The following is a 15,442-nucleotide window of genomic DNA, read 5'->3' on the forward strand; positions in this document are numbered from 1 at the left end:
AGTCGTCGGGGTCATCCGTCGTCGGTGTCCCCGCTGGACGGCGCGGGGCCCCAGCGGACCGTCGCCGTCCCCGTGCCGTTGTTCTGGGACTCGGACGAGGTGATCGTCCAGACCTTGACGGTGAGCGAGTACTCGCCCGGGACCACAGCGGTGGGCAGAGGGATCGTCCCCGTCGTCGCCGGGTCGCCCCAGGTGCCGCGGAGAGTGCCACCGGGCCAGCCGGTGACCTCGTACCGGTAGCCGGTGATCGCGTCGCCTCCGGTCGCGGTCGGAGCCGTCCAGCTGACCGTCAGCGAGTTCGGGAAGTCCGGGGTCGAGGTCGGGGCGGTCGCCACCACCGTGACACCGGCGGGGGCGTCCGGCCGGGTCCGCGCGTCGGAGGACGTGACCGCGGGTCCGAACTCGGAGCACTGGCCGCGCACGTTGCAGGCACGCACCTGCACCGAGACCGCAGCGCCGCCGGACAACCCGGAGATGCGCGCCGTCCGGCTGCTGTTGTTGACGTTGCCCACCGAACCGGCGGAGCTCGTCACCTCGTAGCTGACGTACCGAGAGCCGTTGGCGTCGACGGCGTCCCACTGCACGTCGATCGTTCCTGCCCCCAGTGCGGCGGTCGAGTTCGAGGCGCCCGTCACTCGCGGTGCGCTCGGCGTGCCCGGGGTGCCGAACGCCGCAGCCTTCGCCGTTCCGGCTGCCGACTCACCGGCCTTGTTCACGGCCTTCACCGAGAACGTGTACTCGGTGCCGTTCGGCACGTTCGACAGCGTGAACCGGGGCTCCGACCGCTCGAAGGTCCCGGCGCCTTCGCCGCCGGTGACGACGATGACGTACTTCGAGATCACGTCGCCATTGGCCGCGGGAGGAGCCCACGTCACGTCGATCTGCCTGCCGAGCACCGAGTTGGTGGCCTCGGCGACAGGCTCGGGCGCACCCGGCTTCCCCGCCGGGACCTCCACCCCCGACGGCTCGCTCATCGGACTCCCCTGCCCCTTGTCACCGAGCTTGTTGAACGCCTTCACCGTGACGGTGTAGCCGTTGCCGTTCACCAGGTTGTCGAAGGTGTACGACGTGCCCTGGGTCGTGACCGTCGCGTTGCCGCGGGTCGGTGCGGGCGAGATCGTCACCTGGTACGAGGTCACCGGGGAGCCCTTGCTGGCGGGGGCGGTCCACTGCGCGGTCAGGCTGCCGTCGCCGAACCCGGTCCACCTCGGCGCTGCGGGCTGGTCGGGGACCGCGTCCGGTGTGGCCGTGGCCGACGCCGGGCTCGGGTCGGACCAGTCGACCGCGTTCTTCGCGGCCACCGTGAACGTGTAGGCCGTGTCGTTCGTCAGCCCCGTGATGGTGCACGTCGTGCTGGCGCACTGGGTCTGCGTGCCGCCGGGCTGCGCGGTGACGCGGTACCCGGTGATCGGCTCGCCGCGGTTGTCCGGGGCGTCCCAGGAGAGCACGACGGTGGAGTCCCTGACCTCGCCGACACGCGGGGCGGCAGGCGTGGCGGGCTTGCCGCGCACCCGGGCGGAGATGCTGGCGACGACCTCGCGGGACGGGTCGTCGGTGGCGTCGCGCACGCGCACCTGCACGACCATCTGGCCGACCAGGTCGTCGGCGGGGCGCACCGCCACCGAGCCGCCGGAGATGCTGGCGGTGCCGGCGCCCGGGGTCTCGACGGTGACGCCGACGATCCGCAGCGACTGGTCGGGGAACGGGTTGTAGGCGCCGTCGAGCATGTTCACGACGGTCTCCTTGCCCTGGACCCCGTCGTTGATCACGCGGGAGGGCACGGTGGCCAGGCGCCGGGTGGAGGCGATGGTGCGCACCTCGACCTGCACGTCCATCGACCCGGAGCGGCCGTAGCCGAGGGTGAGCTGGAGCGTGGCGCGGGTGCCCTTGGGCGTGGCGGTGTCGGTGGAGACGCTGAGCCGGGTGCCGTCCAGGGTGGCGGTGAAGCCGGCGGGCACGCCGCCGGACAGCGCGTAGCGGTAGTTCTGCTGCGCGCCGGTGGCGCCCTCGACGCCCTCAGTGAACGCGAGCAGGTCCACGCTGACCGGTGCCTCGCCGGGGGCGACGGACAGCACGGAGGGCACGAACACCGGCGGGTAGTCGTCCTCGGTGTACACGGTGATGGACAGGGTGATCACGCTGGTCCGGGCGGTGGTGTCGCCGTCGCCGGTGGCGTCGGTGACCGGGACGGTGATCGACGCCGGTCCGACGTACCCGGCGGCCGAGGTGTAGCGCAGGGTGCTGGAGTCGACCACCAGCGCCGAGCCGTCGGAGCGGGTGGCGGTGACGGCGGTGGCGTCGGCGATCTTCGGCGTGCGGCCCGGGGCGACCTGCACCTGCTCGTCCAGGGTGATCTCCAGGGTCTCGCCGCTGGCCACGCGCAGCTCGGCGGCCTTGGGCCGGGCGACCGGCGGGAAGAACCCGAGGGCGGGCACGGTGATGAACGCGTAGGAGCGCGCGGACTCGTCGGTGGTGTTGGTGAGCAGGTAGGGCACGGTCTGCGCGCGGTCGGAGAGCGTCACGGTGACCACCCCGCCGGTCACCGAGGCGACGTCGGCGGCGCTGCCCGGCACGGAGACCGCGAGGTCGCTCAGCGGGCCGCTGGGGTTCTGCGCCAGGCTCAGCACGTCGACGTCCACGGCGGTCTTGCCGATCGTGTCGACCGGCGGCACGACGACGTCCTTCGCCACCGGTGCGAGCACGGGCGCGTCGCCGTTCACCGTCACGGTGAGCACGGCACCGGAGGTCGCACCCCGGGAGTTCTTCGCGGTGTACCCGATCGGGTAGATGCCGTCGGACTGCGCGGTGACGACGATCCGGCTGCCGCTGACCGTGGCCTCGACGCCGCCCTCGGCGGGCACCTCGAGCGCGGGGTCGATCGACAGGTCGCCACCGGCGACGTCCACGTCGTTGTCCAGCACCCGCACCTCGACGGTCTGGCCGGGACGCACGGTGACCGTGTCGTCGCGGGCGACCACCCAGTTGCTGTCGGCGGGCCGGGCGGCGATGCCGACGCGCACGGTGGCGACGGCGCGCTGGCCGGTCCAGTCCTCGACGGCGTAGGTGAAGGTGTCCGTGCCGGACTCCCCGGTCAGCGCCTCGTACTCCAGGTAGTCCGCGCCGACGTCGGTGATCCGGCCCTTGGTGCCGGCGGAGGCCTGGCCGAGCAGGGTGAGCCCGTCGCCGTCGGCGTCGATGCCGACCAGCGGCACCTTGATCCGCACGGTGTCGCCCGCGAACACGCGTGCCTCGAGGTTGAGCGGGCGCGGCGGTGCCTTGGTGGCGGCGTCGGACTCGTGGACGCGCACGGTGACGGTGGCGGCCGTCTCGTTGCCGGTGGCGTCGCGCACGATGAAGGTGGCGTGCACGGTCATCGGCGTGGCGGGCGCCTGGTAGCGCAGCACGTCGCCGGCGACGAACATCAGGCCCTCGCCGTCGCCCAGCGGCTCGGCGAACTCGGTGGCCAGGGTGATCGCGTCGCCGTCGGGGTCGTAGGCGTTCTCCATCACCGGGATCGTGACGACGCCGCCGGTGCGCACCTCGGCGGTGACGTTCGGCACCACCGGTGGCTGGGTGGTGGAGGACGCGGGCACGGGGGTGACCAGGATCTCGCCGGTCGCGGAGGCGGTGCCGTTGGAGACCACGTACGGGATCGTGACCGACTCGGTGAGCGCGCCGGTGGCCGAGATCTGGACGACCTCGTGGTTCCGGACGGCGACCCGCAGCCCGTCCACGGTGCCGACCGACTGGAGCACGAGCACGCTGCCGGCGGGGTCGGTGTCGTTCGCCAGCGGGGCGACGGTGACCTCGCCGCCGCTCGGCAGGTACGCCTTGTCCAGCACCGCCACCGGCGGCTGCACCTGGTCGGGCACCTCGCGCACGTCGATCCGGGCCAGGCCGGTGGCCTGCTGCGGCGCGGCGGTGACGGTGAACTTCACGTAGTAGGTGCCGGCCTGCGCGGCGCTGAACCGGAAGGTGCCGCGGTCGAGGTCCGGGGTGACGGTGGTGCCGGTGACCTCCTCGACGCCGGCGAGGCGCGGCTGCTCGGCGCCGTGGCTGCGCACGGCCGCGAGCGGCTGGAGCAGCACCTCCTGGCCGGCGTAGGTGACCGCGTGCACCGGGTCGACCAGCAGATCGGTGGTGCCGACCGCGCGCACGTCGACCTCGACCACGCCGTCCACGGTGTGCGCGCCGTCGGAGACCGCCACGTGCACCACGGTCGACCCGAGCGATCCGCCGTCGGCCACGTACGTGAGGGTGCCGTCCTGCCGGAACCGAGCGGTCCCCTGCTCGGCGACCGCGCTGACCAGCGTCAGCACGTCGCCGTCCGGGTCGGTGAAGTCCGACAGCACCGGGTAGGTGGCGGTGGTGCCCTGCTCCACGACGATCTGGCCGGTGCGGGTCTGCACCGGCGGCTCGTCCTGGCCGAGATCACGGACGGTCAGGGTGACCTGCGCGGTGGACGGGGCGCTGGTCCCGCGACCGTCGGTGATCGTGTACGAGAAGGTCACCGAGCCGGAGGCGTCCGGCGCGACCGCGAGCTGGAGGGCGCGCCCGCCGTAGACCTCGATCAGGGTGCCGAACTCGGCAGGCACGGGGTCCAGGTCGGAGATCGCGAGGATGCCGCAGTCCGAGGAGGTGTCGTTGTCGATCACCGAGAGGATCGTGGTGCGCCCGGGACGGACGCCGAAGGAGTCGTCGTTGGCGCGCGGCGGGGCGCTGCTCTCGGTGCACTCGGGCACGAGCTGCTGGGTGGTCCGCTCGCCCTCGCTCTGCTCGCTGTCGTCCTCCGGCTGGTCCTCCGGGACGATGTCGGCCCAGTCGGGCTCGCGCAGCTCGGTGTCCTCCAGCGGCAGCCAGAGCCGGCCGTCGACGGTCTCGTTCAGCGCGACGACCTGCCGGTTCACCCGGAAGGTCAGCGAGTCGCCGGAGGTCACGCCCTCCAGGTCGAGCACCTGGGGGTCCTGGCCGTCGCAGAGCAGCAGGTAGTTCGCGGTGGCCGAGGGCCAGGCGCCGTGGGCGCAGGTGCCGACGCGCACGGGTGCCGCCGGGGTGCCGCCACCGCCGGCCTGGTAGGTCTCGGCGGCCGCGCCGTCGGACAGCCGCACCTCCGCCAGACCGGCCGACCCGGCGACCAGCACCGTGTCGTCCGCGGGCCCGGCCTGCTGGAGCACCGGCGTGGTCATGCCCAGGGTGCTGGAGCCGCCCGGGGTGCGCACGGTGTCGCCGTCGAGGCCGACCACCACGTCGCCGACCGCGGTCACCGCGTCCACCGGACCGCCCAGCCCCGCCTCGACGGTGCTCTCGGCCGCGCCACCGACGACCGGGGTGAGCCGGGTGACGTCACCGGTGGCACCGGCCACGGCGAAGGCGTCGCCGGAGGTCGAGACGACCACCTGCCCGTCCTCGCCGATCTCGGCGTCGGCCTCGTCGGTGGTGGACAGCAGCGGCAGGTCGGCCAGCGTCCGCACCCACACCTGGCCGTCGGTCGCCAGCACGGCGACGGTGCCGCCGCCCATGGCCACCTGCGCGCCGGCCGGCACCGCGACCTGCGCGGCGGCGGTGACCCCGGCCGGGTCGACCACGGAGACGGTGCCGGGCTCGACGAGCAGGACGTCGCCGGCCTCCTGGAGCACGTCGAAGTCCGAGCCGGTGGCGGTGAGCCCGGCGTTGAGCTCCTCGACCTGCGCGTTGTACCGGCCGAGCTGCAGGGTGCTGGTGGACGTCAGCCACACCGCGCCGTCGTTGAGGTCCACCCGCGCCAGCGGGAAGCCGGGGTTGACCAGCGCGAGGGTGGCGAGCACCGCGGGCACGGTCACCACCGCGACGCCGGACACGGTCCGACGGCGGTCCCAGGGCCATCTCATGACGCGCAGCCCTCGGTCGGCGTCGCGGAGGCCCGGCGGTCGGCGCGCACGATCGACACCTCGATGCAGACCTCACCCTCGCCGTCCGGCGTGACGACCACCGTCGGGTCGTCCACCAGCGTCAGCGTGGGCTCGCCGGTGGCGGACAGCACGCCCCACAGGTAGCGGTCGCCCTCCTGCTCCGACGGGTTGGTCCAGGTGAAGACCACGGTGCCGTCGTCCTGGCGGGCGCCGAACAGGTTGGTGGGTGCGGGGACCACGGCCGCGACGGTCGGCGCGGGGGCGGTGAAGTCGGTCTCGTCGCCGTTCGGGGTGCCGTCGGAGCCGCGCCCGCCGAGCAGCACCACGGCCACGATCGCGCCGACCACCACGACGGCGGAGCCGACGGCGGCGAGCACGCGGCCGGTGCGGCGTGCGGGCGCGTGCCCGGGGCCGACCTCGATCCGCACCTCGCCGGGAGCCGGAGCCGGGGCGGGCGCGGGTGCCGGGGCGGGCTGCGCGGTGGCCCACGCCGGTGCGGGCGAGGCAGCCGGTGCGGTGGGCTGCACCTGGTGCACGGGGCGCATCCGGGTCGCGCCCTCCGCCCCGGCGACGTCGACCGGGCCGGCGGGCAGCGGCGCCGAGGGCGTACGGGGCGTCACCGGGGCGACCTCGACCACGGAGCGGGCGCGCGTGGCGTCGGCGGCACCGGCGTCCAGCGGGGCGCCCCGCAGCACGCCGGGATCGGCCTCCAGCTCCAGCGCCGTCACCGGCAGGCCGAGGTCCTGCTGCACCGCCTGCAGGTCACGGCCCAGGTCGGCGGCGCGGGCGTGCCGCTGCACGGGCTCGCGGGCCATCGCCCGGGCGAGCACGGTGCGCAGCCGCTCGGGCACGTCGTCCCGGGTCAGCGGCGAGGGGGTGCCGCGCTCGATCCGGCCGACCAGGTCCGCCGCCTCGTTGCCGCCGCCGGGGCGCTCGAAGGGCGAGCGTCCGGCCAGCGCGGAGAACAGCGTCGCCGCCAGCGAGTACACGTCGGAGCGCTCGTCACCGTGCGGCTGCGCCGCCAGCAGCTCCGGGGCCGCCCACGGGATCGACATGCCCACGGCGGCGCCCTCGGCGTCCCGCGGCGAGGCGATGCCGAAGTCGGACAGCACCGGACGGCCGAAGTCGTTGGTGAGCACGTTGCCGGGCTTGATGTCCCGGTGCACGATCCCGGCGCGGTGCACGGTCTCGACCGCGGCGGCCAGCCGCACACCGGTCTCCAGCACCTCGGCCACGGTGAACCGCTCCGAGCGGTACCGCTGGCCGAGCCCCGGGCGCGAGCAGTACTCCAGCACCAGGTACGGGCGACCGTCCTCGGCCACCCCCGCCTGGAACACCGACACGATCGACGGGTGGTGCGCCACCCGCGCCATCAGGTCCGCCTCGCGGGCGAAGGCCTCTCGGGTGGCGGGGTCGACCGAGTCCAGCAGCACCTTCACCGCGACGGCACGCCGGGGCAGCTCCTGGTCGTACAGGAACACGTCCGCCGCGCCCCCGCCCCCGAGCAGCCGCTGCGGGGTGTATCCCGGGATCCGCGGCGGCCGCGAGGGCTCACGTCGCTGGTTCACGCACCGGGCTCCACGGTGAACGTCACGCCGTCGCCGAGATCGACGACGTCCCCCACCCCCACCGCGACGGGATCGCCCGCGGTGATGCGGCGCGCGGGCAGCGGACCGCTGGCCACCGTCACGCCGTTCGTCGAGAACAGGTCCGTCACCAGGACCAGTCCCTGCTCCACGTGCACCTGCGCGTGCGAGCGGGAGATGTCCTGCTCCGGGCTGGGAACCGCCACCAGGCGGGAGCCCGCCGGGGCACGCTCCGCCTGCGGGGCACGACCGAGGACCACCGGGCGGTCCAGCGGGACCGTCTCCCCGGTGGACAGGTGCAGGTGGGCGACCGGCTCGGCCGGTGCGGACGGGGCGGGCACGGCCACCGCCGCCTGCCCGGGCACGCCGTAGCCACCCGCGGCGCCGGCGCCCACGGCCTGCGGGACGGGGGCGCCCTGCGGCACGCCCGCCGGGCCGGAGGGCCACTCGCCGGTCTGCGAGACCGCCCAGGAGGGCAGGTTCTGCCGGATCGACGCCAGCTCGCCGGACATGATCGTCAGGCCGTCGTGGTCGTCGGCGGAGGCCGGGCCGGGCAGCGCGGGGGTCGGCGCCGGGGCTGCCTCGGGCTCGGGAGCGGGTGCCGGGGCGGGGACGGCGTCCAGGTGCTCGACCGCGGGGGCCGGCGCCGGGGCGGGCGGCCAGGTCGGGGCGGGCAGGGCGTCGACCGGGTGCTCCTCGGCCTCGTCCAGCACGGGCTCGGGCTCCGACGCGGTCGCGCTCTCGGGCGCGACGAGCGGCTCGACCTCGGCGGCGTGCTCCGGCACGACGACGTCGGCCTCCGGCTCCGCGGCGACCTCGGCGTCGGTGTCGCCTGCGTCGGTGGAGTCGATGGCGTCAGCGGCGACCGCCTCGCCCTCGTCCGACCCGACCTCGTCCTCGACCTCGTCCTCGACGACCTCGTCCTCCGCCGCCACGACGGCGACCGGCTCGGCCACCTCCGCGACGACCGGCTCCTCGACGTCCGCGGCCTCGACCACGTCCGGCAGGTCGGCCGCCACGGCCTCCTCCGCCACCACGTCGGCCGCACCAGCCGCCAGGTCGTCCCCGGCCGCCGCCACCGCGTCGGCCTCCACCGCGGCCACCCCGAAGGTCGCCACCGGCACCGGCTGCGCGATCGTCCGCACCACCGGCACGTCGTCGGTCCCGCCCGTGGGGGCGTCGGCGGTGAGCTTCACGCGCACCCGGGACGCCCGCACCACGCCGGCGGCGATCGGCAGGCTCGCGCCGCGCGCCGCACCGGCCACCCGGATGGTGACCTCCTCGGCCGCACCGGTGGAGCGCTCGGACCACGACAGCACCTCGGGGGCGGTGAGCACCTCGGCGCGGGTGCCGCGCACCACCTCGACCTCGACGTCCCCGCGCAGCGCGGTCTGCACGCCGCCGCTGCTCAGGTCGACCGCCGCGAAGGGGTGCAGGCCGCTGATCCCGTGGCGCATCAGGGCGTCGAGCTGGCCCGCCATGCCGCCGTGCTCGGGCGCGGAGGCCCAGACGTCCCGCACGACCTCGGCCGGGGTGGTCGGCGCGAGCAGCAGCACGACCCCGCCCGCCACGACGGCGTACCAGTCTCCGGGGGTGTACTCCGGCACGATCACCGCTGGTCCTCCACACGCGTCCGGGGCCGCGGGATCGTCGCCCCGTCGACCGTCTCGTCCCAGGTCCTATCGGCAGGAACACCCCCGAGCGCAAGCCATCCGCCCGCAGAGTCCACCGAAGGGAGTGCATCCACCACCACGGCGGTGGCGTTGTCGCGGCCCCCGTGGTCCACCGCGAGGCGCACCAGGGCGGCCGCCGTGGCCGCTCCCTCGGCGCCGCCGGCGAGCACCTGGGCGATGTCCGCGGGGGTCAGCTCGTTCGTCACCCCGTCGGAGCAGATGAGCATCCGGTCACCCGGACGCGCGGGCAGCATCCAGTAGTCCGGCTCGGGGTCGGCGCCCGTGCCGAGCGCGCGGGTGAGCACGTGCCGCTCGGGGTGCTGCTCGGCGGCGTCGCGGCTGAGCATGCCGCTGTCCACCAGCTCCTGCACGACCGAGTGGTCCACGGTCAGCTGGGCGAGCTCGCCGTCGGCCCAGCGGTACACCCGCGAGTCGCCGACGTTGAACACCAGCCAGTGCGCGGCGCCGTCGTGCTCGCCGAGGGCGACGCCGGCGACGGTGGTGCCGCCCTCGCGCCGCTCGAAGGCGGTCCGGATCCGCTGCGCGGCGCGCCGGAAGCACGCGTGCACGTCGCCCGGGTCGACGGTGGTCAGCCCGGCGAGCTGCGCGAACTCCTCGACGGCGAGCCGGCTGGCGACGTCGCCCGCCTCGTGCCCGCCCATGCCGTCGGCGACCAGGAACACCGGCGGGTGGGCGAGCATCGCGTCCTCGTTGAGCGCGCGCACGCGCCCCCGGTCGCTCGCCGATCCCCAGCTCGTGCGCACCTGCTCGCCTCTCGTCGTCCCTGCTCGTCCCGCCCGGTCGAGTATGCCTCGGATCACGTCGCGTCTCGGTCAGATACCGAGCTGGTAGACGCCCCAGTACGCGAGCACCACCAGCAGCGCGACGCTGGCGAGGCACGATCCCCACAGCACCGCGTGGCCGATCAGCCCCCGGGCGAAGGGCTGCCGGGAGCGGCGCAGCGCGCGCATCCGCTCCACCACGGCGGCACCGGCCACCACCGCGCACAGCCCGAGCAGGCGCACGCCGACCCAGCCGCCCTGCACCACCCAGCCGTTGCGCTCGTAGCCCAGCGCGAGGCGCGCGACGGCCACCAGGTACCAGACCAGTCCGACCACCGTCGCCACCGACGCCGCGGACAGCAGCGCCATCCGGCGGGCCAGCACGGGATCGCGACCGGGCACCGGGGTGCGCCCGCGCAGGTGCTGCACGCCGATCACCGCCCACCGGCCGACCGGCAGCAGCACGATCAGCCCGACCGCGCTGAGCACCAGGGCCACCACCGCGTCGCCGTCGCCGAACCACCGGGGCGTCGGCGTGGGCGCCGCCCAGTAGAGCTGCTCCGGCTGCGCGCCGGCGATCCGCGGCCACCCGGAGGCGGTCTCCGGCAGGCCGAGCACCCAGCCGGACAGGTCGCGCAGGAACGCCGGGGCGACCTCGCCGTCCACCCGGATGCCGTGGTCGGCGCCCCGGTAGTAGCGCACGGTGTAGTCGGTGTTGCCGGCGATCGCGACGTCGCGGATCACCTGCTCGGCACCCTGCACCAGCGGCATGGAGGCGTCGGCGGTGCCGTAGGCGACCAGCACCGGCTGCGTCATCCGGCGCTGGTAGGGCGACACGTCGAAGTCGGCGTACTCGAAGCCGCCGCCGGGCACCGACATGCCGACGGCGCGCGGGATCGCCCGGAACACCTGCTCGGGCACGCCGGTGTTGCGCAGGTAGGAGCCCATCGCGAAGGCCGCCTGCTGCCGGGGCGGCACCACCGGCGCGGACACCAGGGCCACGAAGTCGATCGCCGGCTGCTCGACCGCCATCACCGGGGCGATCCAGGCACCCTCGCTCTCCGCGTAGACGCCCACCCGGTCCGGGTCGACCCCGGGCATCGCGCGCAGCAGGTCGAAGGAGCGCAGGTAGTCGGCGGCCATCGCCACGTAGTCGCGGTGCCGGGTGGTGTAGGTGTCGAGGCGCTTGTCCGGCACCATCGTCGCCACGCCCGCCGCCGCCAGCGCCTCGGCCTGCTCCACGAAGGCGAGCTCGTAGGTGCCGGTGCCGGCGCCGTGCACGAACAGCACCGCGGGCACGTCCCCGCTGACACCGACCGGCATGTGCACCTGGGCCTGCACGCTGGTGCCGTCGAGCTCGACGGTGACCACGGAGGTCTCGACCTCGTACCGCCCGGGCTCCGGCGCGTCGGTGATCGCGGTCGAGGACGACTGCACGGTCAGCGGGTCGGTCATCGGCACCGGGGTCCACTCCGGTCCCATCAGCGCGCCGAGCGCCGCGAGGACCACCGCCCCCACGACGCTGCCGACCGCCGTCCTGTTGCGCACCTCCCGATTATCCCCGAGCCGGCGCCACCACCCGCGCACGGGTGCGTCGGCACCCGGCCCGGCGGGTGGGGGAACGGTCACCGGCTCAGAACCCGAGGCGGCCGAGCTGCTTCGGGTCGCGCTGCCAGTCCTTCGCGACCTTCACGTGCAGGTCGAGGTACACCCGGTTGCCGAGCAGCGCCTCGATCCCCCGGCGGGCCCGGGTGCCGACGTCCCGCAGCCGGGACCCGCCCTTGCCGATCACGATCGCCTTCTGGCTGTCCCGCTCCACGAACAGGTGCACCCGCACGTCCAGCAGCGGCACCTCGCCGTCGGCGACCTCGCGCGGGACGATCTCGTCCACCACCACGGCCAGCGAGTGCGGCAGCTCGTCGCGCACGCCCTCCAGCGCGGCCTCGCGCACCAGCTCGGCGACCATCACGGCCTCCGGCTCGTCGGTCAGCTCGCCCTCCGGGTACAGCGCGGGACCCTCCGGCAGGTGGGAGATCAGCACCTGCTCCACCACGTCGACCTGGTAGCCGGACTCGGCGGACACCGGCACCACGTCGGCCCAGTCGCCCAGCTCGGAGACCGCCAGCAGGTGCTCGGCCAGCCGCTGCTTGCCGACCAGGTCGGCCTTCGTCGCCAGGGCGACCACCGGGGTCCGGCGCGGCAGCGCCGCGAGCTGCTCGGCGATGAACCGGTCGCCGGGGCCGACCTTCTGGTCCGAGGGCAGGCAGAAGCCGACCACGTCCACCTCGGTCAGGGTGCCGCGCACCAGGTCGTTCAGCCGCTCGCCGAGCAGGGTGCGCGGGCGGTGCAGGCCGGGGGTGTCCACCAGCACGAGCTGCGCCTCCGGGCGGTGCACGATGCCGCGCACGGTGTGCCGGGTGGTCTGCGGGCGCCCGGAGGTGATCGCGACCTTCTGGCCGACCAGCGCGTTGGTCAGGGTGGACTTGCCCGCGTTGGGCCGGCCGACGAAGCAGGCGAAGCCGGATCGGTGGGTCATGGGGGTGTTCTCCGTCATCGGTTCGTCGGATCAGCGGGTGCGGTGCGGGGCGGCGTCGTGCGGGTCGGGCTCGTCGGCACGGTCGTCCGGGCGCTCGTCGGCGTCGACCGGATCGGGCCGATGCACCCGGGAGACCTGCACCCGGGCGATGCGCTTGCGGCGGCCCTCGGTGCCCTCGGCGACCAGGCGCAGGCCGTGGATCTCGCCGACCGACCCGGCGATCGGCACCTTGCCGAGCGCCTTGGCCAGCAGACCGCCGGCGGTGTCCACGTCGTCGTCCTCGACCTCGATGCCGAACAGCTCGCCGAGCTCGTCGCGGCCCATCCGCGCGGGGACCAGGAAGGTCCCCTCGCCCAGGTCCTCGACCTGCGGGGCGGAGGGGTCGTGCTCGTCGGTGAGCTCGCCGACGATCTCCTCCAGGGCGTCCTCGATGGTGACCAGACCGGCGATCCCGCCGTACTCGTCCACCACCATGGCGATGTGCGAGGCACCGGCCTGCAGCTCGCGCAGCAGCTCGTCCACCGGCTTGGACTCCGGCACGAACACGGCCGGGCGCACCAGCGACCCGGCGGGGGCGTCCATCGCCTCCGGCTCGTCCTGCACCCGGCGCACCAGGTCCTTGAGGTAGAGCACGCCGCGCAGGTCGTCCACCTGCTCGCCGATCACCGGCACCCGCGAGTAGCCGGAGCGCAGCAGCAGCGAGAGCACCTTGCGCAGCGGCGTGCTCTCGGCGGTGGTGACCATGTCGGTGCGCGGCACCATGACCTCGCGGGTCAGCGTGTCGCCGAGGCCGAGCACCGAGCGGACCATCTCGCGCTCGTCGGTGTCGATCGCCGGGGACTCCCCCACCCGATCGACGATCTCGCGCAGCTCGTCCTCGTCGAGATCCGCACCGGCACCCGGCGCCATCCGCACCAGCGGGGCGGCGACCCGGCGCACCCCGGCCAGCAGCCGGGAGGTCGCCGCGAGCACCTGGCGCGGGTACCGGTGGCCGAGCGAGCGGGGGCTGAGCCGGGCCAGCACGACGGTGAGGAACGCGCAGGCGGCGACCGCGATCACCAGCTCCACCGACCAGGTCAGGGTGCTGGCCGCGATCGCGAGGGTCAGGCAGACCGCCGCGAGCATCTCGCAGAGCAGCCGCACCACGGCGGCGGCCTGGGCGACGGCGGCGCGCTCGTCGGTCAGCCGGCGCACCCGCTCGGCGGCGGGGTGCCGGGCGGCGAGCAGGTCGGCGACCGCGGACCGGCCGATCCGGAGCACCGCGGCCTCCCCGGCGGACAGCGCGGCGGCGGCCAGCACCGCCAGCACCGTCAGCGCGGCGAGCAGCAGGACCGGGACGTCGTTCATCGACCCGCGAGGAAGGTCAGCAGCAGCTGACGCTGCAGGCCGAACATCTCCTTCTCCTCCTCCGGCTCCGCGTGGTCGTAGCCCAGCAGGTGCAGGATCCCGTGCGTGGTGAGCAGCAGCAGCTCCTCGACCGTGGAGTGGCCGGCGGCCAGCGCCTGCTGCGCCGCGACCTCCGGGCAGAGCACGATGTCGCCGAGCAGCCCCGCGGGCGTCGGCTCGTCGGCGCGGCCCGGGCGCAGCTCGTCCATCGGGAAGGAGAGCACGTCCGTCGGGCCGGGCTCGTCCATCCACTTGATGTGCAGGTCCGTCATGACGTCGGTGTCGACCAGCATGATCGACAGGTCGGTCTGCGGGTGCAGGTGCATCGCGTCCAGGACGAAGCGCGCCAGGGCGGCGAACTCCGCCTCGTCGACCTCGTGGCCGGACTCGTTGTTGACCTCAATGCTCATCGCTTGTTGCTGTCCCAGCGTGCGTAGGCGTCGATGATGTCGCTCACCAGGCGGTGGCGGACGACGTCGGAGGAGGAGAGACGGCAGAACGCGACATCGTCCACGTCCGCCAGGATCGACTCGACGGCCCGCAGCCCGGAGGTCGTGCCCGAGGGCAGGTCCACCTGGGTGACGTCGCCGGTGACGACGACGCGCGAGCCGAACCCGAGCCGGGTCAGGAACATCTTCATCTGCTCGGTCGAGGTGTTCTGCGCCTCGTCCAGGATGATGAACGCCTCGTTGAGGGTGCGCCCGCGCATGTAGGCCAGCGGGGCGACCTCGATCGTCCCGGCCTCCATCAGCCGGCCGATCGAGTCCGGGTCGACCATGTCGTGCAGCGCGTCGTAGAGCGGCCGCAGGTAGGGGTCGATCTTGTCGGACAGCGACCCGGGCAGGAACCCGAGCCGCTCCCCCGCCTCGACGGCGGGACGGGTCAGCACGATCCGGTTCACCTGCCGCGCCTGGAGCGCCTGCACGGCCTTGGCCATCGCGAGGTAGGTCTTGCCGGTGCCGGCCGGGCCGATGCCGAAGGTGACCGTGTTCCGGTCGATCGCCTCGACGTACTCCTTCTGCCCGGCGGTCTTGGGCCGGATCGTCCGCCCCCGCGAGGACAGGATGTTGAACGTCAGCACGTCCGCCGGGCGGGTGCCGGTGCCGGCGGTGAGCATCGCCACCGAGCGGGTCACGACGTCCGGGGTGAGCGGGGTGCCGGCGACGGCGGTCTCGACCAGCTCGTCCACCAGGCGCGCGACCAGCGCCACGTCACCGGCGGGGCCGGCCAGCGCGATCTCGTTGCCGCGCACGTGCACGTCGACCGTCCGGAAGCCGTCCTCGATCGCGCGGAGCACCTGGTCGCCCAGGCCCAGCAGCTCGACCATGGAGACGGTGGACGGGATCGTGATCCGGTGCTCGACGCGGGCGTCGGGGCGTGCGGAGGACCGGCTGCGGTCTGCTGAGGTCTCGGCCATGTGCTCGGCGTCCGCCGCTGCGCTCCTTCTGCGGGCCCGCACGGTCGGCGGGGCGTCACCGGGGAGTCTACCGACCGGCTCCGACGCGCGCCCCGCCCGGGCCCCCGACGGCGGTACGCCCTGCGCGATCAGGGGCCTCGCACGAGGCATGCCGGCGCCGCGAGGTCGAGGGCC

General features: G+C 74.6%; 9 protein-coding genes. All 9 read right to left on the minus strand.

What is annotated here, in order from left to right; all coding sequences use genetic code 11:
* Positions 1 to 11: 11 nt before the first annotated feature.
* On the minus strand, positions 12 to 5,867 hold the full coding sequence (locus ACZ5HG_RS12540; RefSeq protein ID WP_464176733.1) for an Ig-like domain-containing protein: 5,856 nt from the start codon (positions 5,865 to 5,867) through the stop codon (positions 12 to 14).
* Complete coding sequence (locus ACZ5HG_RS12545; RefSeq protein ID WP_464176735.1) at positions 5,864 to 7,456, minus strand: serine/threonine-protein kinase; 1,593 nt, start codon at positions 7,454 to 7,456, stop codon at positions 5,864 to 5,866. Before ACZ5HG_RS12545 ends, ACZ5HG_RS12540 begins: the two co-directional genes overlap by 4 nt.
* Complete coding sequence (locus ACZ5HG_RS12550; RefSeq protein ID WP_464176737.1) at positions 7,453 to 9,087, minus strand: FHA domain-containing protein; 1,635 nt, start codon at positions 9,085 to 9,087, stop codon at positions 7,453 to 7,455. Before ACZ5HG_RS12550 ends, ACZ5HG_RS12545 begins: the two co-directional genes overlap by 4 nt.
* Positions 9,084 to 9,911 (minus strand): PP2C family protein-serine/threonine phosphatase, encoded by an 828-nt coding sequence (locus tag ACZ5HG_RS12555; protein WP_464176739.1) that lies wholly within the window; start codon positions 9,909 to 9,911, stop codon positions 9,084 to 9,086. The genes ACZ5HG_RS12550 and ACZ5HG_RS12555 overlap by 4 nt, the downstream gene beginning before the upstream one ends.
* 69 nt (positions 9,912 to 9,980) lie before the next feature.
* Positions 9,981 to 11,477, minus strand: coding sequence for an alpha/beta hydrolase family protein (locus ACZ5HG_RS12560; protein WP_464176741.1), 1,497 nt, complete (start codon positions 11,475 to 11,477; stop codon positions 9,981 to 9,983).
* A gap of 85 nt (positions 11,478 to 11,562) precedes the next feature.
* Positions 11,563 to 12,465 carry a GTPase Era gene (gene era, locus ACZ5HG_RS12565; protein ID WP_464176743.1) on the minus strand — a complete coding sequence of 301 codons (903 nt, stop codon included), beginning with the start codon at positions 12,463 to 12,465 and terminating at the stop codon, positions 11,563 to 11,565.
* 30 nt (positions 12,466 to 12,495) lie between these two features.
* Positions 12,496 to 13,812 (minus strand): hemolysin family protein, encoded by a 1,317-nt coding sequence (locus tag ACZ5HG_RS12570; RefSeq protein ID WP_464176745.1) that lies wholly within the window; start codon positions 13,810 to 13,812, stop codon positions 12,496 to 12,498.
* Positions 13,809 to 14,261, minus strand: a complete 453-nt coding sequence (ybeY, locus tag ACZ5HG_RS12575; RefSeq protein ID WP_464176747.1) for an rRNA maturation RNase YbeY — start codon at positions 14,259 to 14,261, stop codon at positions 13,809 to 13,811. The genes ACZ5HG_RS12570 and ybeY overlap by 4 nt, the downstream gene beginning before the upstream one ends.
* Entirely contained in the window at positions 14,258 to 15,268 is a 1,011-nt protein-coding gene (locus ACZ5HG_RS12580; RefSeq protein ID WP_464176750.1) for a PhoH family protein, read from the minus strand. Before ACZ5HG_RS12580 ends, ybeY begins: the two co-directional genes overlap by 4 nt.
* Positions 15,269 to 15,442 lie beyond the last annotated feature (174 nt).

The organism is Cellulomonas sp. GTC20042 (genome assembly GCF_055389595.1).

Coding starts and splice junctions, on each gene's coding strand:
- ACZ5HG_RS12540 (WP_464176733.1), bottom strand. CDS start 5,867: ATGAGATGGCCCTGGGACCGCCGTCGGACCGTGTCCGGCGTCGCGGTG.
- era (WP_464176743.1), bottom strand. CDS start 12,465: ATGACCCACCGATCCGGCTTCGCCTGCTTCGTCGGCCGGCCCAACGCG.
- ACZ5HG_RS12570 (WP_464176745.1), bottom strand. CDS start 13,812: ATGAACGACGTCCCGGTCCTGCTGCTCGCCGCGCTGACGGTGCTGGCG.
- ybeY (WP_464176747.1), bottom strand. CDS start 14,261: ATGAGCATTGAGGTCAACAACGAGTCCGGCCACGAGGTCGACGAGGCG.
- ACZ5HG_RS12580 (WP_464176750.1), bottom strand. CDS start 15,268: ATGGCCGAGACCTCAGCAGACCGCAGCCGGTCCTCCGCACGCCCCGAC.